Genomic DNA, 22,807 nt, shown 5'->3' with positions numbered 1-22,807 from the left:
ACGTAGTAGTCGATCAAGACTAATCTTGGTACGTATCAAGTTTATTCTCCCTAGACTGATCTCAATGACAAATAAGAGGAAAAAAGGGAGTGACAATTATCCGTCGTTGGCACCTGGTGCGCCGGCGGCACTCCTGAAATTTTTAGCGTTAGCGTTGTTGCTTTGTATAGTCGCCGGTACAGCGCTGTTCTTGTACTGGCACTTCAGTAACCTGGTATCTGTCCACCGGCGGCAGATGAATGCTGCTGCCTATAGTGCGCAGATTTATTTCGATCAGCGTGAAGAATTATTGCGCTCTCTTAAGAATTCCGCGATACGTATACCTGCATCTTCACCATCCCTACATCTCTATGCTGAAATGAAAGGTGATGGCGTGATGGCTGCGCCGCTACCAAGCGGAGATCCTGCAAGCAGCTGGGCTTTACTGCTTACCAAGCGTGACCTGCACGCAATCAGCTCGGCGTATACACGTCTGATTCATTTCTTGCCGCGGCAGGGCATAAAGACCACTTCTATCTGGCCTGCCGAGAGCCCGGATGCAATTGTGAATCCACAGCAAGCGAAACTGATAGAGCAGGAATTGATGAAGGTAGAGCTTGCCGCTGATAAGTCGCAAGTGCAAAAAATGGTGTGGCTGGATGTGTCCGGAAAAATGCGTGACAGTCTTTATATATTCAGCCTGCTGGATCCTAGGCAACCTGCAGCTGGCTGGTTAGGGCTGGAGTTGCACAGCATAGATAGCGGGATTGAATTCCCCAGTATCCATGGCAGCAGCTATGTCTTGCTGGATCAGAATCAGGACGCAGTTCTGCAGAGCGTGCCTCAGTTGGAAATGCCGGAGCAATTCAGGAAAAGCTTTCAGCAAGATGCCTTCGGTTTGTACGGCAATAATTTTTGGCCCGACTACATGGCACTTAACAAACGGGTAGGCGAAGCGGGCTGGAATTTAGTCTATTACATACCCATAGGTCACTTGCTATACGACGGCAGAGTGGCTATCCAGCTTGCGCTGCTTCTTTGTGCCTTGCTCATAGCGGCAGTATTCCTCGGTATGCGCTATATCCGTGATTACCTGATTGTTCCAGCGACCAAGCAATACGATGCCTTGCTGGATATGGCTTCCTTTAGCCAGACCATGATAGAAACCGCGCCGGTGGCTCTGTGTGTATTGCGGCGTGAAAACGGCAGCGTGGCCCTGGCGAATGAATTGACGCGTAGCTGGCTGGACGGTGAGGAGGACTGGCAAGCGAAGGTACTGACTAATCCTTACGGCGACAAAGACAGGGAAATGATTTTGCGTGATGGCCGCGACGTCTACCTGACGATAGCACCTACGCGTTACCGTGGTGAGGAAGTCTTGCTATGTGCTTTCATTGATATAACAGCACATAAACGGATAGAGACGTCATTGCTGCAGGCAAAGATCAGTGCCGATGAAGCGAATACGGCCAAGACGATTTTTCTTACCACGATGAGCCACGAATTGCGTACACCTTTGTATGGCATGTTGGGTGCACTGGAATTGTTTTCCATGACTACGGTGACGAACCAGCAAAGGATGTATCTGAACGCGATGCAACAGTCGTCGTCGATTCTTTTGAATGTGGTGAGCGATACGCTCGATATTTCGAGGATAGAAGCTGGTCAGGTAAAGCTTGAAGCAAGCTCGTTCTCACCCGTGGCGCTGGTCGAGGAAGTGGTCGCGGTCTATGCCGCGCGGGCGGAACGTAAATCGCTGGATATCTACAGCCTGCCTGACCCCCGCATACCGGATGCCTTGATCGGTGACGTGATACGGGTCAAGCAGATACTCAACAACCTGATGACCAACGCCATCAAGTTTACCCAAACAGGGCGCGTCGTCGTCCGGTCAGAGTTGCTGGCTACAACGGATGACATGGTGACGCTGGCCATACGGGTGGAAGACACCGGGCGTGGCATAGCCTCAGAAGATCTGGTGCATATATTTGAACCGTTCTATCAGGTCGAGCAGGATGCCTTGCTGAAAAATGGCACAGGCCTGGGCTTATCGATTTGCTGGCGCTTTGCCCAAATCCTGGGTGGCACTATGGATGCGACCAGTCAGCCCGGGGTGGGCAGCATCTTCTCTTTGACCTTGTCGCTACCGATCAACAAGAGTGCTGTATCGCAAGATGTGCCGGTTCTTGATGATGTAAAGCTATACGTGCACTCAGGTTTCCGCGATCTGTCTGCAAACATATGTGGCTGGTTGGCAGCGTGGGGAGGCGCTGCCATACGCTATGACAAGGCGCTGCATCAGGACGACGGTAAAGCCATCCTGCTGGATATCGCGTCATCCAGGAAACAGGGCGGGATTGCATGGAGCGGGCCACGCATCGTAGCAAAGCTGCCCGGATCATCGCTGGATGATGATGCGAAGAATAAATCGCAGTTGGTACATATCTACAGCGTGCGGGCGATCGCAAAAGCAATCGATCGCGTGCAGCGTCTGCACGATGTCATAGAAACCACGGAAGTGGAGCCGCAGGCTGCGCCTATGGAGCTACGCATACTGACGGTGGAAGACAACCCCATTAACCGCATGATTTTGAAAGAGCAACTGTCGCATCTGGGTTGCGAAGTCGAGTTTGCCGGCAACGGGCGCGAAGCGCTGGATCGTGCAGACCTGATGGAGTTCGACATCATATTGACTGATGTAAATATGCCCGTGGTTGATGGTTATGAACTGACTGAGCGTTTGCGCAAGATGGAATATCGCAAACCTATCTTTGGCATTACCGCCAATGCGATTCCGGAAGATGAGCAACGTTGTCTGGCGGTCGGCATGAACAGGGTGTTGACCAAGCCCCTGTCTATCGCTGTTCTGCAAGCTGAGCTGCAAAGCATACAAGGATAAGAGTATGTCGATTGCAATTCAATTCAGTTCGTATGGGAACTTTTCCAGTGACAAGTTCTGGCTATTGTTATGCGCGGCGATTGCCTTGCTGTTGTCCGGATTTGCCTATGTGCTCTCTCGCATACGTAAAAGAAATCAGCAGAGAAGGGATGCAGCTTGCAGGAAGGCGATGGGAAATACCAAAGAACTTATATACACACCGCAATTTTATGTGGAAGTGCCCGCCAGATACCGTGAGGTCTTTGTACAAACCATGGAAGAAGACCTGGGTATTTTGAATCAGGCATTGCAAGAAGATCGCACAAGGGCGGTGCTGAGCATGTTGCACCGTATGCATGGTGCATTGGTTGCCGTCGGCATGACGGAGTTTGCGCAACGATGTGAATTGTTAGGAAGAACAGGGGGCTTGCTAGGTATGGAAGATGAACTGAAAAAAGACATCAAGGAACTGGCGCAGGATTTAATGCGCATGGTGCAGTGGCAACACACGATTTAATTTAACCATAGTAGGTGATTATTGTTATGAAAAAACAGACCGTCATTATTGCTGATGACCATCCTTTGATTTTGATGGGATTACGAGACCTAGTGGAAAAAGACACCAGTTTTGAACTGACAGGTGCGGTGTCCAGTTCCAGTGCCTTGATAGCACTGGCGCGCGAGAATCCAGCCGAGATATTCATTACTGATTACTCGATGCCGGGCGATGATGTCTATGGCGATGGCATACGTCTGATCAAGTATCTGATCAGGCATTTCCCGCAAACCAAGATACTGATCGTGACCATGATGTCCAATCCGATGATCATCTCTGCACTTTACGATGCCGGTGTGTATGCAGTTGTCAGGAAGAGTGACGATCCGGCTGAATTCATCGCCGCCTTGCATATACTGCGACTCGGGCGTAAATACTTCCCGCCCGGTTTTCAAAAGGATAGCAAGGCGAATGAACGCACCAAGTTCATCGGTGAGAGGATTAACAGCCTGTCGCCCAAGGAGTTTGAAGTCTTGCGCTACTTCATACAGGGCAAGCCCATCATGCAGGTGGCCTTGCATTTGAATCGCAGTATCAAGACTGTCAGTGGTCAGAAAATCGCCGCCATGCACAAGCTGAATGTGAAGACGGATCAGGAGTTGATTGCGTTTTGTCTGGAGACGGGCTTGTTTCAGTGAGCATTAATCTGAATATTGCCACTCAAAAATAAAATCGCTCTTGCAAAGTAGGAGCGATTTTATTTGTCTCAGACTTTAGGCCAGATTAGATATCAAATGAAATTTAAGGTCGTCATTGCCCTTTGCATCTTCCCTGTAATCATTGAATCTTCTCCATATGTCATTACTAACTCATGTGTTGCTCGTGTCATCGCTACATAAAGCAATCGTGCCTCGTCTTCTTCTGGTTCTACGTGCTTTGTAGTGGTTCCGACAGCGGGAATGCAAACTAATGGAAACTCCAATCCTTTGCTGCTGTGCATAGTCACGATTTTTACACTCTCGTGATTTAGGTCGAATTTTTTATTCTTGTCTTGTTGCCATTCGAAGGGAATACCTTTGCGGTTAAGTGCCTGACTTACTTCCTTGCCGATGCCGTAATTTCGATAAATTACTGCCATCTGACTCCAGGGCATTCCCGTTTTGTTGGCGTTGATTAGTCTTTCGGCCAAGTGCTCAATCTCAGCGCTCAATTTCGGAAACTTAATGAGTAATGGCTTCGGTCCATGTCGCCCTGTGCTCATGGGTTGTACCGTTGGCATTTGATCTTCTTCAGTGTCTTTCGTGGAGAGCAAGTCGTCGGCGAAGGCACGCGCGACTGCCAGGATTTCAGCGGTGTTACGATAATTTAATTTGAGTATGGTTGTACGGCCTTTAGCCTGTACCCCAACGCTGGAAAACGAGAAACGTAATTTCTTGGGGCCGTTATAAATCGATTGTGCATCGTCATATAACACCAGCAATGAATTCGTATCAGGATGAATCATCTGTACCACCAATTTGAGCCATTCTGCTCTAAAGTCATGTCCTTCATCGATAAGCACAGCATCATATTGAGCTGACGGGATCAACTTTTGATCGACGGATCGAATAACTTTTTCGATACAAGCTTCGAAGAAGCCATCCATATCGGTATTATTTGGTGGCATGCCTACGTTATAAGCTTTTAATTGCCTCACACACCAGGCATGAAAATTGACGACATTGACTTTGTTCTGTAATCCCTTGGTCGCCATAGTGCTGGCAAGCTTGGCCGCCAGCGTCTTGTTATAGCAAAGTACGAGTATGGGGCGTTGGCACATTTTTGCCAGATGTTCTGCTCGGTAGCCTAGGATTAGTGTCTTACCTGATCCGGCTACTCCATGAATGACACGATGTCCTTCGCCTAGGCTACGTGCCAGTTGTTCCTGCTGGATATCCATGACGCGCAATACATCTGGGATTTCAATTTCTTTTTGGCTGTTGTCTGAAAATATATCCGCCTGTGCAGGGATGCGAATTTCTGGAAACATGTGCCAGCGCACGCGGTCGATTTGGGGCAACGAAAGTGTGCGTGCAAACTTGTACGGGAACATATCCCACAGGCGTTTTTGAAATTCTTCGGCGTCAACACTTTGTGTCATTTCGTCTTTGCAAATGACAAGATGTGCCGGTAGCACATTCTCCATGTTGTGATCATCGAACTGCTTACGGTCAATGTTGGTCAATGCCACGCCATGCCCATAAGGGAAGGCTGGCTTTCCTTTTAACGATCCGTTTGGCCAAATTAACTGTGGATCACGTTCGAGTTTATTGGTTATGACATACATGTATTGTCGCGCTTGCTCTAGCGGATTCAATTCATGTTTGATGCCATGGTCGGTGTGAAGAACAACGCTTTGTTTGTCTATGCTCTGGATGGACGTGAGTTTCCAATCCTTGACCTCGATTACCAGCAAGCCACGACTGGGATGAAAGATAACGAAATCCGGGTGCCGCGTCTTCTCGCCGATCGATACGTCATACCAGCACAGGTAATCGTCCTCAAGCTTTTCTTCTAAGCGTTCGGCCAAACGTTTTTCGCCGCTAGTCATGCGGGACTTACACGCACCGATTGCAGGGATGAGAGTGGCCATGGCTACACCTATAGATGTTTCATCGCATATTACTATTTGGAAACGAGGTTTTGTAGATTTACTTCTATCCGCACTTTTGTTTTAGTGCGCTTGATCTGAAAGCTTTGTTCTATGAGGAGATAAGCATGTCGCTTATCGATGCGCGCTAATGTCGGAACTGAAGTGTGGTTCAGGAGGGCTGGAGTCATTATGCAATATGCAGAATGCAGAATGACTTGAATAACAAAAAACCCGTTATGTCAGAAGACAAACGGGTTTTTGATATGACTTATTGGTGCGAGAGCCGGAATCGAATAATCGTCTGAAAACCTTATTTCATATGTGTTTTTATGTTTTCATTCTGAGGATGGATGCAAGCGTGGATGCAAAAAATTCAGGTTTTCTGGGCTTCGCTTTCCGGCCCAAAAAAGACATTAGTTGATCAAATAATTTTTTTGACTTGTAGTTTTTTTAATACACAACAGATTTAAGCAATTGCACTTCTCTTTTATATAAAACTCTATCTTTCAATTTTCTATCTCGCGTTTGCGAAGAACAAAAGGAATCGGTTCGGATACCAAAACGTCCGCGGTGAGCGTTTTACTTACTGTCCGAGGGAATCTTTTCATCCACTGAATGTTCAGAAATTCCTCGGTTGATGGCGACAACCTAGCGGTTTGAAGTCGACTAACTATTTAAGACATTCCCTGAGTTTAGCGGCGGCGAAGGCTTCCTATGCGAGTTATGGCCGTCTGCTATCGGCCAATAGCGGACATCTACACCGAAAAAGCCACGGGTAATTTTTGTTATTGCGTCGCCCTAGTTCCGCAGGTCATCCAGTAAGAGTTTGTTTTTACTATTGTTACTCGACCTTGCATCTTGCGCTCAAACCTTGCAAGGCCAAGTCACTGAGTGCTTGAGTGGGGGCCGCACAGCCTTTTGCGATGATGTGAACGGTCATGCCGCTTGATTGCGGAGACAGGGCAGTGTGGGTCACGCAATGCTGAGTCATCATGCCAGTGAGATAAATATCGGTAATGCCTGCGTCGCGTATGAGTTGTTCCAAATTGGTTTCGAAGAAGCTGTCGGCCTCTTTTTTTACAACGATTGGAGCATCGGCCAATGCGACAGAAATAGCGCCATGGATTTTTACACCGTCGGTATTGGGTTTGAATAGAGGTGCATCGTTTGTACTGATGTGCTGAACCCCAATGACTAGCCATCCGTCGCGCTTCGCTTGCTCAATTGCTTCGACGGCACCTTTACATGCGCCATCGGCATTTTCCAAGGTGAATGCACCGCCAGAAAAGTAGTCATTCTGAATATCAATCACTATTAATGCTGCTTTCATTGAGTTTCCTTTTATACGTTAGATGCTGCCTAATTTTTAAACTGCCTTAGATTGCCTATATTTTGGTTAAGCGAGAACAATCAGAAAATAGGCCCAAATAACTAATTTAGTTAAAATTGGGCCAATCTCCACCATATTTTGGATATTCAATGCAAGTCGTCCGTGTCGCTGTCCTTGCTTTTGAGGGCGCAAGTCTTTTTCATCTTTCGGTGCCAGGTATGGTGTTCGGCGTACGTCCCGTCCCGAGCGGGTTAGCTCCTTATGAAGTGTTGTACTGCGCGCCGACCCCAGGCAGGGTTCGTTGCGACCAAGGCATGGAAATAGATGTGCCGGGTGGACTTGAAGCTATGGAACATGCAGACATAGTTATTGTCCCGTCATGGAACCACCCAGAACGTACTGCCCCAGCAGCGCTAACGGCAGCACTGCAAAGAGCGCATTTACGCGGTGCTCAAGTGGTTGGTCTATGCCTCGGCGCTTTCGTGCTGGGCGATGCAGGCTTATTAGATGGACGGCGTGCTACTACGCATTGGGCTTGTCGCGAGCTCTTCATTCAGCGATTCCCCATGGCTAACTTTCTTCCAGACGTACTTTATGTCGATGAGGGAAATGTCATAACTTCCGCAGGGACCGTTGCGGCGATTGATTGTTGCTTGAATCTTGTACGCCAACGTGACGGCGCGGACGTTGCGAACCGCGTGGCTAGATTGCTGGTGACGCCACCGCATCGTCAGGGTGGACAAGCGCAGTATATTGAGCAGCCGGTTCCTTCCTCTCACAGCGAGAATCGTCTGCCTGGTGTTCTGGAATGGGCAAGAAAACATTTATCAGAGCCGTTATCTGTAGACGTGCTCGCTGACGTAGCACGGATGAGTCGCCGAACATTTACAAGACGCTTTCGCGAGGCTACGGGAGCTACCGTCCTTAAGTGGCTAGCTGCAGAGCGCATTGCAAGAACGCAGCTATTGCTGGAAACCACGGATTTGTCGATTGAATGCATTGCTTCCGAGGTCGGCTTTGGCTCCGCACTGACGTTACGGCAGCATTTTGCGACTCAGTTACATACGTCTCCGTCTTCCTACCGACGTCTCTTTTGTGAAACTAAACGGACATTTCGTTCGAACAGACGAAAATGATGTAATTTATTTGAATTTCATTGCTCAATTTTGCAGTAAAAATCTTACGTCCTGAGTGACGTCATCGATAGACGCGTTTGGCTTTATCCCAATGCGTATATTTCCTTTGGTGTCGTAGAGATAGCTAATTGCTGTGTGATCCATTGTGTATGTACTACCTGTCGAAACCTTGGCATAGTAGATGCGAAAATCATCTGCAGTTTTACGCGTATTTTCCAGATCTGTGTATAAGCCTAAAAAGGAATCGTCGAACGCATGGGTATAGTCTTTGAGAAGGGTGGGTGTGTCTCGCTCGGGATCAACAGTTACAAAAATGGTTTGAAATTTGGATCCTTCTTCACCGAGTTTTTTCTTTACTTCAGCCGCGCGGTACAGTGCAGTTGGACAAACGTCAGGACATTGGGTAAATCCAAAAAACACCATTACAACTTTGCCTCGGAATTCTTTCAGTGTCCTCTCCTTGCCACCTGGATCACTCAGCTTAAAATCTTTTCCATATTCGAGGCCAGTAATGTCGATTGCAGTTGGCGACATTTTTTCTCGCGGTACGCAGCCAGTCAGCAAAACACAAAGCGTGAGAAGAACTGCGAGAAGTCGCGAATGTGTCATTCAATCCTTAAATGCAGTCTTACTGACTGCCGCTATGTCTGCGGGTTAGAGCGATCCAATATAGGTCAAAACCGTTGTTGCACACATATGACAAATTGTCCCAACAGCTTGCAAACTTTTATTCCACCAAAATTTCGGTGCTAGTATCTGCGCCATGAGAATGACCCAATTAACTCAGTGCATAGCGACTTGGACTGCTGTTTTTGCCATCCTGATGTCTGCGCTTGCGCCGTCGTTTTCTCATGCAGTGAGTACAGCAAACAGTACATCCAATGTTTGGATAGAAATCTGTAGTGTTACGGGTAAAAAATTAGTTCAAACAGGTGATAACACTGCATCGCAAGCTCCTGGGAACGATCAAAAAATTACACACGTCGAGCATTGCCCATTTTGTTTGAATCATGCCGTTTCTCTCGGTCTGCCACCTGCAGCTAATTTTGTTATGCCATTTATTAGTGGCGACCATGTTCTACCTTCCCTGTTTTATCAAACATCGCAGCCGCTTTTTGCATGGGCTGCAGCACAGCCTCGCGCTCCCCCAGTAATCTCCTGATCTTTGCTGAGTACCTATAGTCGCACTTTTTGATAAAGCGCTTGCCTGTTGGTGTTTATTCATATCGAGTCAGGAGCTTGTCATGTCTACACGACGCAAGTTTTTCATCGCCCTTAACATCATTTCTATCTGCAGCGCGATATTTTCATACGCGACTTACCGCAATACCCCTTCTCAATACAAAGTTTATGGCCCGACTGTAGAAATGCAGCTTGTTCCTATTAAAACGATGACCTCGGACAAGTCATCGGGCTGTACCCATATTGCGTCATTACTATTCGTTCAGAACTTGGTTTAAGCAAGTGACTAATTGAGTTTTTTCTCCAACCACCATAGCTGTTCAATTTTTTAGGAATCAACAAAATGAAAAAATATTTACTTGCTTCTATGCTTTGCATTGCCCCTAATATTTTGCTGGCACAAGTCACAGTTACTGATCCATGGGTGCGTGCCACCGTCCCAACGCAAAAAGCGACTGGCGCGTTCATGCAATTAACAAGTAAGACAGACGCGCGATTGATAGAAGCGCGTTCGCCGGGTCTGGTAACTGAAATCCACGAGATGGCAATGAAAGACGACGTGATGCGCATGCGTCAGATTGATGGCTTAGATCTGCCCGCAGGGAAATCAGTGGAACTCAAACCAGGTAGTTACCACGTAATGTTTTTTGACATTAAAAAGCAAATCAAGGAAGGCGATGTCATACCGCTAACGTTGGTTTTTGAGAGTAAGGATAGGAAGCGCGAAACAGTAGAATTAAAAGTGCCTGCAAGAGCATTAAACAATGCGGTGTCAGTCAATCCGACCGAAAAAATGCATTCGGGGCATTAAAAGAACATGGCTTGGTTGATGAGAATTGGGAAGCCTGAATGACGTTGAAGCGTTATCCCCGCGCGTTCGTGAACAGGATCGCATTACTTGCGATCCTGTTCAGTTCGATTGCGCTTTCGATTTCGTATGCGCTTGCGGCAAAGAATACGCAAGCTGCAACATGGCTTGAATATGGAGGATTGTACTTTCTGTTTGAACCATGCGTGTTGATTTGTATCGAAAACTGACCCACATTTAGAACACGATCCTACTTAACAAAGTGGGTAGGGAGATTGAAGTGATCGACGTGGCATTACTTGAAATTATTCGACGCTGGTACTTCGTGAGCAGATCTCATTGATAGAGATATCAACCAACTTGGTATTTCACGAAATACCGTCCGGCGCGATCTACGCTTTGAAACAATAGAGCGAGGCTAGGCTGATCGGCGCTCCCCGACTTTTCTCAACAAATACCCATTCAAGCGTTTAGCTTGGTTAAAGACCGAGAGAATGAAGTCATGTAAACAACGACGGACCTTGAAACAGATGCACATCGACTTGTGTGCATTGGGATTTGAAGGGCCGTATGACCGGGTCGCAGCCCTCCCAAGGCAGTGGAAGTTGGATTAGCTAGAGAGGGGCTACTCTGCGAGCAAATCAACAATAAGTGCTAACCCGGATCAAACTAGTCGTAATTTTTCTTCACCTGGTTCAATCTGTATTCATTAATTACTTCAACGCAAATGACGAATAACCATCTAGAATAAAAAAGAGCTTCAATATTTTATGGCTCTGGCTACCAAATGGACGCATAACAAATGAGTGTAGTAAAAAATGGGAGCAATGCTAGATCGGAAGAACCTTCGGCGCCGCCATGGCGGGAGCAGGAGCGCTTACTACTTGGCGAAGTAATGCGTCTGGTAGGAAGAAGTTTGGCTCCGGATATGGTGTTCCGCGAGATGTTGCACCTAATGTCAGAGTTACTTGGACTTAATCGTGGGCGCATCGTACTCATCGATGCATTTGATGCAGAAACCAAACAGACTAAAAATACAAGCGCTCCGATTTCCCGGATTCGCTTCGCTTATGGTTTGACCAAAGCAGAAATTGCGCGCGGTACCTATTTTGTAGGTGAAGGAATTACCGGAGCTGCATTGGCCATCGGGCAATCAATAATCGTGCAGGATATAGATGCAGAACCTCGATTCTTATCGCGGTCAGTGAAGAGAGCGAATCTGCCGCAAGAGACAGTTGCATTTATTGTCGTGCCGATTCAAACGAACCGGCGGACAGTGGGTGTGCTGGCCGCTCACCGCATTCGTCAGCGCAATCGTTCCTTGAATGATGACGTCGCTGTCATGAAAATTCTGGCGACACTTGCCGGTCAGCTGCTTCAATTGCAATCCTTAGTAGAAGAAAAGACCAAGGCGTTGCAGGATAAGAACGAACTATTGGCCCGTGCACTGGAATCCGCTGCAGCACGTTACGGCATTGTGGGTACATCACCAGCTTTGCTGCAAGCGTTGGAAGAACTGGAGCGCGTTGCTCAGGCAACCGCAAGCGTATTGCTGCTCGGAGAATCAGGAACTGGAAAAGAGTTGTTTGCTCGTGCCTTGCATCTGTCCAGCCTGCGTCGCGATGCACCTTTTATTAAAGTCAATTGCGCTGCAATTCCAGAAACCTTGTTTGAGTCTGAGTTGTTCGGTCATGAAAAAGGCGCGTTTACCGGCGCGATGAAATCAAGAATCGGCTTGTTTGAGCAGGCCGATCACGGCACCATATTTCTCGATGAAATCGGCGAGATGCCATTGGCGATGCAGACTAAGTTGCTGCGCACTTTGCAGGAAGGGACGATCGTCCGCCTCGGTGGTGATAGAGAAATCAAGGTCGATATTCGTGTGGTTACCGCAACCAATCGTGATTTGTCTTTCGAAGTTGATCGCGGTACGTTCAGGCGTGATTTGTATTATCGCTTGAACGTGATTCCAATCCGCTTGCCTTCCTTGCTGCAACGGAAACAGGACATTCGACCACTTTCTTTGCACTTCCTTAATCGAGTCAATCAAGCAAATAATCGTAACGTCAATTTATCGCCGCAGGCATTGGATGAACTTGAAGCATATGCGTGGCCGGGCAATATCCGTGAGCTTGCAAATGTCATTGAGCGGATGGTGCTGCTGACCGATCATGCGGTTATTTCAAAAGCGGAAGTTGAGCGCTTTATTCCAGCTTTTACAAATAGCACTGAAAAGATCGAATCGATTCCAGCTGGCTTGTCTACAATGCCAGTCGTGCGTGAATACCTGCCTTCGCATTCGCATGACGCACTGACGTTGCAACAGGCTTTGGCAATGCATAACGGTAACCAATCGCGTGCCGCATATTCGTTGGGATTGACGCCACGTCAATTTGTTTACCGACTACGTAAACTCGGAATAATGAAAAATTAAATTTACAAAATGGCGACAAAATGTCGCCATTTTGTCTTAATTATAATTTTTTATTGTTACCAATTTTCTTTAAAGATATCCAGTAAAAATCCTGTAAACCCAAGCCGGTAAAGGCTTTCAAGCGATATCCATTTTCAAATGTTGGACGTGGCACACTGTTTGCAATAGTAGGGAACAAACCTAACTATTTAAAGGAGTGCCACATGTCCTCATCCGTATCGACTTTCGTTACCGAGCCAACAACTACAGTCAAAACCTATTTGCGTCCAATTGATCGCGACGGTTTGATGGTCTTCGCCGAAAAAGGGCGCGGCAATCCGGCTCAGCGTGGAACCAATAAGGTTCATACCATTGCGGACGGCCAATTCCGCACAGAAAGCTACGTTGGTAACCATGCTCCTGTGATCGTCGATGAGCCACCTCATCTGTTCGGGCAAGACACTGCTCCGGCTCCAGGTGAAGTCGCTTTGTCAGGTCTTGGCGGCTGTCTGGTCGTGGGCATCACAGCGGTTGCAACGCATCGCCGGGTGAAGCTGAGCAAACTGGAAATTTTCCTCGAAGGTGACATCGGCAATCCGGCTGCATGGGGTGCAGGTGGCGCAGTCATGGAGCCAAAGGACATGGGCTTTCAAGCAATCCGCGTCAAGGTTTTAGTTGAAGGCGATGCAAGCCGCGAAGAACTCGATGACATCGTCAAACATGCTAATTTCTTCTCGCCTGTTGCCAACACAATGCGCAATCCGATTCCATTCGACATCAAGATGGCTTAACACGCGAATAAGGAGTCTTTATGTCAGCCGCCCTGGGTAATCTGGACATTGCGATCAGTTCGCTTGTAGTCAGCCAACGCGACACGATGTTGTCCACTGTACGCAAGATAGCAGAGGGTCCGTTGGCGAAACTTGCCGATGAGATCGATCGCGTAGGAACGTATCCCTCAAACATTTTGAAAGAGTTGGGGGAGGCCGGTGCCTTCAACGCCCACATGGCGTTGGATGGCGAGCTGGATTACGGGGCAGCTATTCAGGCAATTGCCGAAGTATCCCAAGTATGTGGCGCAACTGGCTTCATGATGTGGTGCCACGATGTGTGCGGGATGTACATGGAGTACTCAAACAATCCCGCATTGCAGGGGGCTACGCTAGAGCGACATGGTAATGCGCAAACGCTAGGCGGCACGGCACTGAGCAATCCGATGAAAACATTTGCTGGAATTGAGTCGATGTTGCTCCGTGCAACCAAAGTCGACGGAGCTTATGTCGTCAATGGCACGTTGCCATGGGTCAGCAATCTGGGCAGCGATCATTATTTCGGTGCCATTGCTATGCTTGAGTCGGACAACGCAGATCAACCGCACGAGATTATGTTCATGGTTGACTGCGCTGCTGCAGGCGTCGAATTACGTGAATGTCCATCATTTTCAGCCATGGAGGGCACCGGTACTTGGGGTGTGCGCCTGACGAATTTCAGGGTTGATGAACAGAACATGATTGCCGATCCAGTACGTCCGTTGATCGAGCACATTCGTGCTGGATTCATTTTGCTGCAATGCGGAATGGGATTGGGTGTGGCGCAGGGTGCGATCGATTCGATGGTTGGCGTCGAAGGGCAGCTTGGTCATGTCAACCAATATCTGGAGGACCGTCCTCAGGATTTGCAAAATGAATTGGATGAACTGAGTCGGCGCACGATGTTGCTCGCTAAAACGCCGTTCAAGAAGGACAAGCAATTTCTTATTGATGTTCTGGACGTGCGTGCGCACGCATCAGAGATTGCACTACGTGCAGCGCAGTCGGCACTTCTACATCACGGTGCGCGGGGATATCTACTCACATCTCCTGTACAACGGCGTGTGCGTGAATCGCATTTCGTTGCAATCGTTACGCCAGCTTTGAAGCATCTTCGCAAGGAAATCGCTCGACTCAGCATCAACGGTGTGCCGTCATGAGTGCGCGTTTAGTCGAGGCCGCTTGGCGGCAATATATTTGCCGTGCATGCGGACTGATCTATGACGAGAAAGAGGGCGATCCGGATAGCGGTCTACAGGCGGGCACCAGATATGAGGACATTCCTGACGATTGGTCCTGCCCCTTGTGCGGAGTGACAAAAGCAGATTTTGAGCTGTATATCGCAGTGTCAATTCCCCCGACCATCGGCGTTAAACTGCCAAGTGCATCTGGAACGCGTGGACAGGCTGGCATCGTTATCGTCGGCGCAGGTTGCGCAGGATGGCAAATGGCCAGTGCATTGCGTGATTTGGATTCGCAGGTGCCAATCACCATCGTCACGGGCTGTAGTGGTGATGTATATGACAAACCCTTGCTTTCCGTCGCAATCGCAAAGAAATTGCCCCTTGAGCGGCTGGTAAAAGAAACAGCATCGGAAGCAGCAGAGCGATTGAACGTACGTTTGTTGATACAGACACATGCTGTTAGCGTATCTGCAAATGCATCAGCACTGCGCACCACACGCGGTACGCTTTCTTACCAGAATCTAGTGCTGGCGCATGGCGCGACGCAACGCCAACTTCCAGAGCTCCCTGAAGAATTATGCTGGCGTATCAACGATCTGCAGGCGTATGGAGCATTCCGTAAACGCATCGAAGCGCAAGCAAAAAAAGAGTCGCAGCAGATCGCAATAGTTGGTGCGGGATTGGTGGGGTGCGAGCTTGCAAATGATCTCGCTCTTGCAGGACACAATGTTTGCCTCTTAGATATAAACGCGCGCCCTCTGCAGGGAGTAATTAGTGATCTAGAGTCGGCGGATCTGCTACATGCTTGGGAAAATCTGCCTTTGCAATATGTTGGGTCGGTGCAAATTTCTAGTGTTCATCTAGTAGACGGTAAGCGTCGCATACAAACACATGATGGACAAATCTTTGACGTAGACCACGTGATATCTGCAACCGGTCTAACCACTCCAAGTCAGTTGGCGCGTACGGCAGGCTTGACATGGAATAACGGTATCGCTGTTGATCCGCTCACGCTACGCACGAATATCTCCAATATCCACGCGCTAGGCGACTGTATCAGCATTGATGGCGATGCTTACAGATTCATCGAGCCGATCAATCGGCAAGCTCGAATTATCGCCGCACACCTGACCGGTAATAAGGCAGATGCTTATTTAAGTAGACGTCCTGTTGTACGCGTCAAAACAAGCTCACGTAGTTTCACGATTTAAGTGACGTATTCATCAATCAACCTATAGAAGGAAAATCATGAGCAAATATTTTTCCCCGTACGACGCCGATCGATCCTTGATGATGAATTGCTCTTGCGGACGTCATGCATCGGAAGATGAGCATCGAAACGCCAGTGTCGCAAATGCCGTCGCAGAACTAAAGCGTCGCAGCGAGACTTCTGAATTTGAAACGTATTCGAATGAATTTATTGAAGCTGCACTAGTAAAAGCGATTTTTCCGCAAGATGAAACGCGTCGCCTATTTCTGCGAGCAGTAGGAAAAACTACTGCGATGGCAGCAATATCTAGCGTGTTGCCGATTGCCAGCTTGCAAGCCATGGCGCAGGAAAAGGGCGCACTGGAGAAAAAGGATTTAAAGATCGGATTTATTCCAATTACCTGCGCGACGCCATTGATCATGGCGCATCCGCTTGGCTTTTATTCAAAGCAAGGGCTGAATGTTCAGTTGTTGAAGACAGCAGGTTGGGCGCTGGTGCGCGACAAGATGATGAACAAGGAATACGACGCTACTCATTTTCTTTCACCCATGCCATTGGCAATTTCTCTTGGGTTGGGATCTAACCCTCAGCCGATGAATGTCGCCACTATCCAAAACGTCAATGGCCAAGCAATAACTCTTGCGTTAAAACACAAAAATAATCGGGATCCAAAAAACTGGAAAGGCTTCAAGTTTGCTATTCCATTTGAGTTTTCTATGCACAACATGCTTTTGCGATATTACCTGGCTGAAGCGGGGATTGACCCAGATAAGGATGTGCAATTGCGTGTGGTACCGCCGGCTGAAATGGTCGCCAATCTTCGCGCTGGCAATATTGATGGATTCCTTGGGCCTGACCCTTTTAATCAACGGGCAGTATATGAGGAGGTTGGTTTCATCCATCTTCTGACAAAAGATATTTGGAATGGACATCCATGCTGTGCATTCGGCACATCAACAGATTTTATTCAGAAAAATCCAAATACATTTGCTGCACTTTATCGTGCAGTGTTGACATCGGCTGCCATGGCTCGTGATCAAAAGAACCGTGAACTGATTGCCAAGGTGATCTCTCCACAAGCGTATCTAAATCAACCTGAAGCGGTGGTGACTCAAGTGCTTACAGGCAAATTTGCTGATGGCCTGGGCAATATAGTGAACGTGCCTGACCGAGTTGATTTCGATCCTATTCCTTGGCAGAGCATGGCCGTGTGGATGCTGACACAAATGAAACGTTGGGGTTACATGAAAGGCGACATCAACTATAAACAGGTAGCTGAAAAAGTGTTCCTGCTCACTGATGCCAAAAAAACTATGGCGCAGCTCGGGCAAAAAACGCCAGAAGGTAGCTATCCGAAATTTAACATCATGGGTAAGACATTCGATGCGGATAAGGCTGTCGCTTATGCCGATAGTTTTCCTATTAAGCGAGTTTGATGATGAAAGCCAATTATCTAAACAAGCTCAAGGCACCTCTGCTATCGGTACTCCTCTTAGCCGTAATACTCGGCATTTGGCAACTGGCAACGCTGCCTAAGAAAACAGTAGCTCCTACTATGACAGCTGCAGAGCTTGACTACGCAAAATTAATGGGGAAGTCTTCGGAGCAAAACGAGGGAGCCAACAAATCTGGTTTTCCCACACCGTCCGATATGGGACGCACAATCGTCCAGCAACTTAGTGATCCGTTTTATGACAATGGGCCTAATGACAAAGGAATTGGTATTCAAATTTTACATTCCTTAGCACGTGTAGGAATGGGATTTGGATTGGCGGCATTGGTTGCGATTCCGCTTGGATTCGTAATTGGAATGAGCCCATTAGCCTATCGTATTCTCGATCCCTTTATCCAAATATTGAAACCAATATCACCACTTGCTTGGATGCCAATTGCGCTCTACACCATTAAGGACGCGTCGCTGTCAGGAATTTTTGTGATTTTCATTTGTTCGATTTGGCCCATGCTTGTGAACACCGCGTTTGGTGTCGCAGGCGTAAGACGCGAATGGATGAATGTTGCACGGACATTGCAAGTCAGTCCCATACGGAAAGCGATTGAAGTCATCTTACCTGCCGCAGCACCAACCATTCTTACCGGTATGCGCATCAGTATGGGCATCGCATGGTTGGTAATTGTGGCTGCCGAGATGTTGGTAGGCGGTACCGGAATAGGTTATTTCGTTTGGAACGAATGGAACAATCTTTCGCTCACCAACGTGATCTTTGCGATCTTAATGATAGGTACTGTCGGAATGATATTGGATCTGATATTTGCCAAAGCGCAGAAGGTGGTCACTTATGTCGACTAACAATACCCAAGTCTCTTCAGAAAAAAACTTGTTTCTGAAAATTGAAGATCTTTCAAAAACTTATTCAGGTGCTACGCAGCCTGTTTTTGATAACGTTAATTTTGGTATCAATCGCGGTGAGTTTGTATGCATCATCGGTCATTCTGGCTGCGGAAAAACCACTATCCTCAACGTCCTTGCCGGACTTGAAAGTGCTAGCACCGGCAATGTGTTTATGAACGGCAGGGAGGTAGCAGGTCCAAGTCTTGATCGTGGCGTGGTATTTCAAGGCCATGCATTGATGCCTTGGTTGACTGTCCGTAAAAATATCGCATTTGCGGTACGTAGCAAGTGGCCGGAATGGTCCAAGACAGAAATTAATCATCAGGTTGAGAAATATGTAGAGTTAGTTGGGCTCAAACATGCGATCGACAAGAAGCCTTCTACATTGTCTGGTGGTATGAAACAGCGTGTTGGAATCGCCCGCGCGTTTTCGATTGAGCCAAAGATGCTATTGCTTGACGAGCCGTTCGGTGCGTTAGATGCATTAACTCGGGGAACAATTCAAGATGAACTTCTACGGATTTGTGCTGAGACAAAACAAACTGTTTTTATGATTACTCACGATGTCGATGAGGCAGTGCTGCTTGCCGACAAGATTCTCTTAATGAGTAATGGCCCTAGGGCGCGTGTCGCAGAAATAGTTCAGAACACAATGTCGCGTGACAGACAACGAGCCACATTACATCACGACCCACAGTACTACCTAATTCGTAACCATCTTGTCGAATTTTTGGTTACGCGCTCGAAGGATCTTTCGGACGGTCGTGCTCCTTCTTATCCGCCCGTGATCACGCCGGGACTTGATACTGAAAAATCATTATTTGGATCTGCAGTTCAACAACCCGCAGCAAAGTCGCTGCAATTAATCGCCTGAATTACTAACAAGGAGTTACACAATGAATCGTCTCGACGTTACAGAAAAAATCATCGCTGCCAAAGTCTCAAAAGGATTGAAATGGTCAGAGGTCGCAGCCAAAGTCGGGCTCAGCAAAGAATGGGTTACCGCTGGGTGTCACGGTCAGATGACATTTGATGCCAAAGCTGCAGACGCCATTGCTGAAATTTTTGATTTGAATGCAGAAGAAAAAAAATGGCTCATGGTCGTCCCATATCGCGGCTCACTATCGACATCGGTGCCTACCGATCCGACGATCTATCGTTTTTACGAACTGGTACAGGTCTATGGCACCACATTCAAAGAATTGATTCATGAAGAATTTGGCGACGGGATTATGAGTGCTATCGATTTCAAAATGGATATGACACGCCAGGCAGACCCTAATGGTGATCGTGTACAGATTGTCATGAGCGGAAAATACCTGTCTTACAAAACATATTGATTGACGTTGGCCGGATAGAAGGAGGGTCTATGGCGTATGAGGTGAAGTCTTTCTTCGATCCGGTCTCGTCGACGTTCAGTTATGTGCTTCACAGTGGGCATGGCAGTGTGTGCGCCGTCCTCGATTCGGTATTGGATTTCGATATCAAGTGGGGACGGACTTCAACAAAGTCAGCAGATGAAATTATTGAGTTTGTTAAAGAAAATTCTTTAGAAGTCGAATGGCTGCTCGAGACTCATGCGCACGCAGATCATATTTCTGCAGCGCGCTATCTAAAAAGCAAATTGGGCGGGAAAATTGCTGTTGGTTCAGGTATTCGTGAAGTACAAAAGACTTTCGGGGAAATCTACAATTTGGAAGAAGCAGGCAAGGACCGTTTTGGCTATTTCGATCATTTGTTTGAAGCAGATGAAGCTTTTGTTATTGGCAATATCAAGGTTAGCGCATGGCATGTGCCTGGACACACGCCGGCCGATACCGCCTATGTGATTGACGGTAAAGCAGTATTCGTCGGCGATACTTTGTTTATGCCTGATGTAGGTACGGCGCGGTGCGATTTTCCTGGTGGTAACGCTGAGATTCTGTATCGATCGATACGGCGCATTCTAGCGATGCCGCCTTCCACATATCTATATGTGTGTCATGACTATCCACCTAACGGGCGTGAGCCGGCATACATCACAAATGTTGACGATCAAAACAACAATAATTTGCACATTCGTGCGGGCATCAGCAAGAACGCATTTGTGGCATTGCGCGATGCGCGTGACATCATCTTGTCGCCGCCAGTCTTGATGCTGCCCGCAGTTCAGATCAATATTCGCGCGGGTGAGTTGCCAACGGCAGAAAGTAATGGCGTGCGCTATCTGAGAATCCCTCTGGACGTGCTATGACATTTTTGTATTCAATACTTGCTGCCATCATGGAGGCCACATGCTGCTGAGTGGGCTATTGATGGGCGGTAGCATTGGTCTGCTGCTTGGATTGACTGGAGCCGGAGGTGGCATTCTTGCCGTGCCCGCATTGGTTGTAGGCATGGGATTTACGCTTACTGAAGCAAAGCCGATAGCGCTCATCGCTATCGGTCTAGCTGCATTTTTGGGATGCATGGATGGATGGCGTCAAGGATTGGTACGCTATCGTGCTGCATTATGGATGGCGGCAGTAGGGCTACTGGTCACGCCGATTGGTTCCTCGCTGTCGCAGTGGATGCCGGAGCGCGTCGGTGGGATTTTATTCAGCGGGCTGATGGCTTTCAGTGCGCTTCGTCTTATACGCAGTTTGCGATTTAAGCAGTCCTCAACATCGCCTTTGTCAAATGACATGACTGGTGACTGTTTGCTCGATGCGAATACCGGGCGCTTACGCTGGACACCAAGATGTGTGCGATCACTGCTGCAGGTAGGTGCATATGCTGGCTTTTTGACGGGATTGTTCGGAGTAGGCGGGGGCTTTGTCATCGTGCCGGGATTGCGGCGTGTGAGCGACCTGGACATGCGTAGCGGGGTGGCAACATCGCTTATGGTCATTGCGACTATATCTATCTTTTCAGCGTTGGCAATGATGGTGCATGGCGCAAGTGTTCCTGTGTCTGGGCTCTGGTTTGCTGGTGCTGCGGGAGTTGGCACACTTTTCGGACGCTGGCTTTCTCGATATGTCGCGCTCCGCGCACTGCAATGTATTTTCGCGGCGGTGACAATACTGGCGGCCTGCGTGATGCTTTTAAAGTCGATTTGATACGACGGAGCACAAACGTGCAGAGATAGCTCAACTTAGGCGTGTCAATAACTTGTTGATTTGCTCGCAGAGTTGACCCTCTCTAACTGATCCACCTTCCACTGTCTGGCGAAGGCTACGACCCGGTCGTATGACCCTTCAAATCCCAACGCACACAGATCGATGTGCATCTGTTTTAAGGTCCGAAGTTGCTTACGTGACTTTGTTGCCTCGGTCTTTAACCAGGCTGAAAGCTTGAACGCGTATTTGTCGAGAGAAGTCGGGGAACGTCGATCAGCATAGGCTGGCTCGACAGTTTCAGCGCGTAGATAACGCCGGACGGTATTTCGAGAGATACCCAGTCGTTTGGATATTTCTCTCAAGGACACGTCGTCACGAAGGTGCCAGCGTCGAATAATTCCAAGTAATGCCACGTCGATCACTCCAATCTCCCACTCACTTTGGTAAGTAGGATTGTGTTCTAAACGTGGGTCAGTTTTGGATGCAAATTATGCGGCTAAGTGGGTCAGTTTTCGATGCAAATCAACAATATGCCAACCCAGTCAAAGAGGTTGGCGTGAAGTAAAAGAATTGACGCTGTTTTTTTATTCGATCAGATCCAACGTTGTGGGGCGATTGATGACCGCGCGTTCAGGGGGGGAGTGCTGGGATTTTATTTATGGATTGAAATGATGAGGCCTGCATATGCATATATATGCATCGCGCTGGGGAAGGCATCTTGGGGAATATCCGCTTCGTTGTTCACACCTGTGGGAGCTTAGTAAGCGAGTCGCTTAAACAAAAGCAGCTCCCACAGGATTTAAACGAATAAATTCTAGCTCTTATTCGCACAGGATATTTGTTGCCTGCTTGCCTTTGGGCCCTTGTATGACCTCGAAATTTACTTTTTGTCCTTCCTTCAAGGTCTTGACGCCTCCCATAGTTATGGCTGAAATGTGCGCAAACAAATCTTCATTGCCATTATCCGGAGTGATAAATCCAAAACCCTTGCTGTCACTAAACCACTTTACTGTGCCTGTTTCCATGATGTTTCTTTCTGAAAATTGATTGTAGGATGCTTGCTGAAAAGGTCGAATTGAAGATTTACACTGTTTTTCATCTCGTTTGAATTGCACTAAACATCGCTGTGTCAGTACGTTTTCATGCTAAATCCAGGAAGTGCGTCGAAATTTGATTTGCATCAAAAACTATTAGTCTGGTCTGTCCCGGCCTCAATGGACACAAGGTTAAGCACTGAGTGCTAATTGGCGCTGCTCGAATTCCGCTGGGGTCAAATACCCTAATGTCGAATGGCGGCGATGATGATTGTAAAAGCGAATGTAG

At 47.8% G+C, this 22,807-nt stretch carries 21 protein-coding genes and 2 pseudogenes; 17 read left to right on the top strand and 6 right to left on the bottom strand.

Annotated features, from left to right (window positions below):
• The first annotated feature begins 235 nt into the window (after nucleotides 1-235).
• Genes IXC47_RS16460 through IXC47_RS16450 form a run of 3 tightly spaced genes read left to right on the top strand, consistent with a single transcriptional unit; the run spans nucleotide 236 to nucleotide 4,051 of the window.
• Nucleotides 236-2,878, top strand: coding sequence for a response regulator (locus tag IXC47_RS16460; RefSeq protein WP_195876367.1), 2,643 nt, complete (start codon nucleotides 236-238; stop codon nucleotides 2,876-2,878).
• Between the two features lie 4 nt (nucleotides 2,879-2,882).
• The gene (locus IXC47_RS16455) at nucleotides 2,883-3,374 is read left to right on the top strand and encodes an Hpt domain-containing protein (RefSeq protein WP_195876366.1); all 492 of its coding nucleotides are present in this window, start codon (nucleotides 2,883-2,885) and stop codon (nucleotides 3,372-3,374) included.
• Nucleotides 3,375-3,400: 26 nt separating this feature from the next.
• Nucleotides 3,401-4,051 carry a response regulator gene (locus IXC47_RS16450; protein WP_195876365.1) on the top strand — a complete coding sequence of 217 codons (651 nt, stop codon included), beginning with the start codon at nucleotides 3,401-3,403 and terminating at the stop codon, nucleotides 4,049-4,051.
• 92 nt (nucleotides 4,052-4,143) lie between these two features.
• On the opposite strand, the gene IXC47_RS16445 is transcribed toward IXC47_RS16450, so the two are convergent.
• Nucleotides 4,144-5,985 (bottom strand): 3'-5' exonuclease, encoded by a 1,842-nt coding sequence (locus tag IXC47_RS16445; RefSeq protein WP_217703461.1) that lies wholly within the window; start codon nucleotides 5,983-5,985, stop codon nucleotides 4,144-4,146.
• Between the two features lie 841 nt (nucleotides 5,986-6,826).
• Nucleotides 6,827-7,315 carry an isochorismatase family protein gene (locus tag IXC47_RS16440; RefSeq protein WP_195876364.1) on the bottom strand — a complete coding sequence of 163 codons (489 nt, stop codon included), beginning with the start codon at nucleotides 7,313-7,315 and terminating at the stop codon, nucleotides 6,827-6,829.
• A gap of 149 nt (nucleotides 7,316-7,464) precedes the next feature.
• On the opposite strand from IXC47_RS16440, the gene IXC47_RS16435 reads away from it, so the two are divergent.
• Entirely contained in the window at nucleotides 7,465-8,451 is a 987-nt protein-coding gene (locus IXC47_RS16435) for a GlxA family transcriptional regulator (RefSeq protein ID WP_195876363.1), read from the top strand.
• Between the two features lie 24 nt (nucleotides 8,452-8,475).
• Here IXC47_RS16435 and IXC47_RS16430 read toward each other — a convergent pair whose 3' ends face one another.
• Entirely contained in the window at nucleotides 8,476-8,985 is a 510-nt protein-coding gene (locus tag IXC47_RS16430) for an SCO family protein (protein ID WP_230089619.1), read from the bottom strand.
• Between the two features lie 229 nt (nucleotides 8,986-9,214).
• Here IXC47_RS16430 and IXC47_RS16425 point away from each other — a divergent pair, with 229 nt between their 5' ends.
• The 13 genes and pseudogenes from IXC47_RS16425 to IXC47_RS16370 all read left to right on the top strand — a co-directional run bounded on the left by IXC47_RS16425 (nucleotide 9,215) and on the right by IXC47_RS16370 (nucleotide 21,484).
• A complete protein-coding gene (locus IXC47_RS16425; RefSeq protein ID WP_230089618.1) occupies nucleotides 9,215-9,613 on the top strand; it encodes a DUF2946 domain-containing protein in 399 nt (132 codons plus the stop codon).
• Between the two features lie 363 nt (nucleotides 9,614-9,976).
• Nucleotides 9,977-10,444, top strand: coding sequence for a copper chaperone PCu(A)C (locus IXC47_RS16420; protein WP_195876361.1), 468 nt, complete (start codon nucleotides 9,977-9,979; stop codon nucleotides 10,442-10,444).
• 277 nt (nucleotides 10,445-10,721) lie between these two features.
• A pseudogene (locus IXC47_RS19595) lies at nucleotides 10,722-11,046 on the top strand (DeoR family transcriptional regulator); the annotation flags it as partial.
• 197 nt (nucleotides 11,047-11,243) lie between these two features.
• Nucleotides 11,244-12,875 carry a sigma-54-dependent Fis family transcriptional regulator gene (locus IXC47_RS16415; RefSeq protein ID WP_195876360.1) on the top strand — a complete coding sequence of 544 codons (1,632 nt, stop codon included), beginning with the start codon at nucleotides 11,244-11,246 and terminating at the stop codon, nucleotides 12,873-12,875.
• 203 nt (nucleotides 12,876-13,078) lie between these two features.
• Nucleotides 13,079-13,645, top strand: a complete 567-nt coding sequence (locus tag IXC47_RS16410) for an OsmC family protein (protein WP_195876359.1) — start codon at nucleotides 13,079-13,081, stop codon at nucleotides 13,643-13,645.
• Nucleotides 13,646-13,665: 20 nt separating this feature from the next.
• Nucleotides 13,666-14,823, top strand: coding sequence for an acyl-CoA dehydrogenase family protein (locus IXC47_RS16405; RefSeq protein ID WP_230089617.1), 1,158 nt, complete (start codon nucleotides 13,666-13,668; stop codon nucleotides 14,821-14,823).
• Nucleotides 14,820-16,058: an FAD-dependent oxidoreductase gene (locus IXC47_RS16400; RefSeq protein ID WP_195876358.1), complete on the top strand. Its 1,239-nt coding sequence runs from the start codon at nucleotides 14,820-14,822 to the stop codon at nucleotides 16,056-16,058. The genes IXC47_RS16405 and IXC47_RS16400 overlap by 4 nt, the downstream gene beginning before the upstream one ends.
• A gap of 37 nt (nucleotides 16,059-16,095) precedes the next feature.
• Nucleotides 16,096-17,493, top strand: coding sequence for a CmpA/NrtA family ABC transporter substrate-binding protein (locus IXC47_RS16395; RefSeq protein WP_195876357.1), 1,398 nt, complete (start codon nucleotides 16,096-16,098; stop codon nucleotides 17,491-17,493).
• Nucleotides 17,493-18,365, top strand: a complete 873-nt coding sequence (gene ntrB / locus IXC47_RS16390) for a nitrate ABC transporter permease (protein WP_195876356.1) — start codon at nucleotides 17,493-17,495, stop codon at nucleotides 18,363-18,365. Before IXC47_RS16395 ends, ntrB begins: the two co-directional genes overlap by 1 nt.
• A complete protein-coding gene (locus IXC47_RS16385) occupies nucleotides 18,355-19,281 on the top strand; it encodes an ABC transporter ATP-binding protein (RefSeq protein ID WP_195876355.1) in 927 nt (308 codons plus the stop codon). Before ntrB ends, IXC47_RS16385 begins: the two co-directional genes overlap by 11 nt.
• Nucleotides 19,282-19,303: 22 nt before the next feature.
• Nucleotides 19,304-19,747: a cyanase gene (cynS, locus tag IXC47_RS16380; RefSeq protein WP_195876354.1), complete on the top strand. Its 444-nt coding sequence runs from the start codon at nucleotides 19,304-19,306 to the stop codon at nucleotides 19,745-19,747.
• Nucleotides 19,748-19,776: 29 nt separating this feature from the next.
• On the top strand, nucleotides 19,777-20,640 hold the full coding sequence (locus tag IXC47_RS16375) for an MBL fold metallo-hydrolase (RefSeq protein WP_195876353.1): 864 nt from the start codon (nucleotides 19,777-19,779) through the stop codon (nucleotides 20,638-20,640).
• 40 nt (nucleotides 20,641-20,680) lie between these two features.
• Nucleotides 20,681-21,484 carry a sulfite exporter TauE/SafE family protein gene (locus IXC47_RS16370; protein ID WP_195876352.1) on the top strand — a complete coding sequence of 268 codons (804 nt, stop codon included), beginning with the start codon at nucleotides 20,681-20,683 and terminating at the stop codon, nucleotides 21,482-21,484.
• 53 nt (nucleotides 21,485-21,537) lie between these two features.
• On the opposite strand, the pseudogene IXC47_RS16365 reads toward IXC47_RS16370, so the two are convergent.
• The 3 genes and pseudogenes from IXC47_RS16365 to IXC47_RS16355 all read right to left on the bottom strand — a co-directional run.
• A pseudogene (locus IXC47_RS16365) lies at nucleotides 21,538-21,906 on the bottom strand (helix-turn-helix domain-containing protein); the annotation flags it as partial.
• Between the two features lie 399 nt (nucleotides 21,907-22,305).
• Nucleotides 22,306-22,509 (bottom strand): cold-shock protein, encoded by a 204-nt coding sequence (locus IXC47_RS16360; RefSeq protein WP_195876351.1) that lies wholly within the window; start codon nucleotides 22,507-22,509, stop codon nucleotides 22,306-22,308.
• A 201-nt stretch (nucleotides 22,510-22,710) separates the two neighbouring features.
• Nucleotides 22,711-22,807, bottom strand: a 97-nt coding sequence (locus tag IXC47_RS16355; protein ID WP_195876350.1) for an IS3 family transposase, incomplete at its 5' end; no start/stop codon positions are given.

Source organism: Herminiimonas contaminans (assembly GCF_015645465.1).
Classification (GTDB): Bacteria; Pseudomonadota; Gammaproteobacteria; order Burkholderiales; family Burkholderiaceae_D; genus Oxalicibacterium; species Oxalicibacterium contaminans.
Note: the sequence above shows the minus strand (reverse complement) of the source record. Positions and strands in the feature narration are given on the sequence as shown.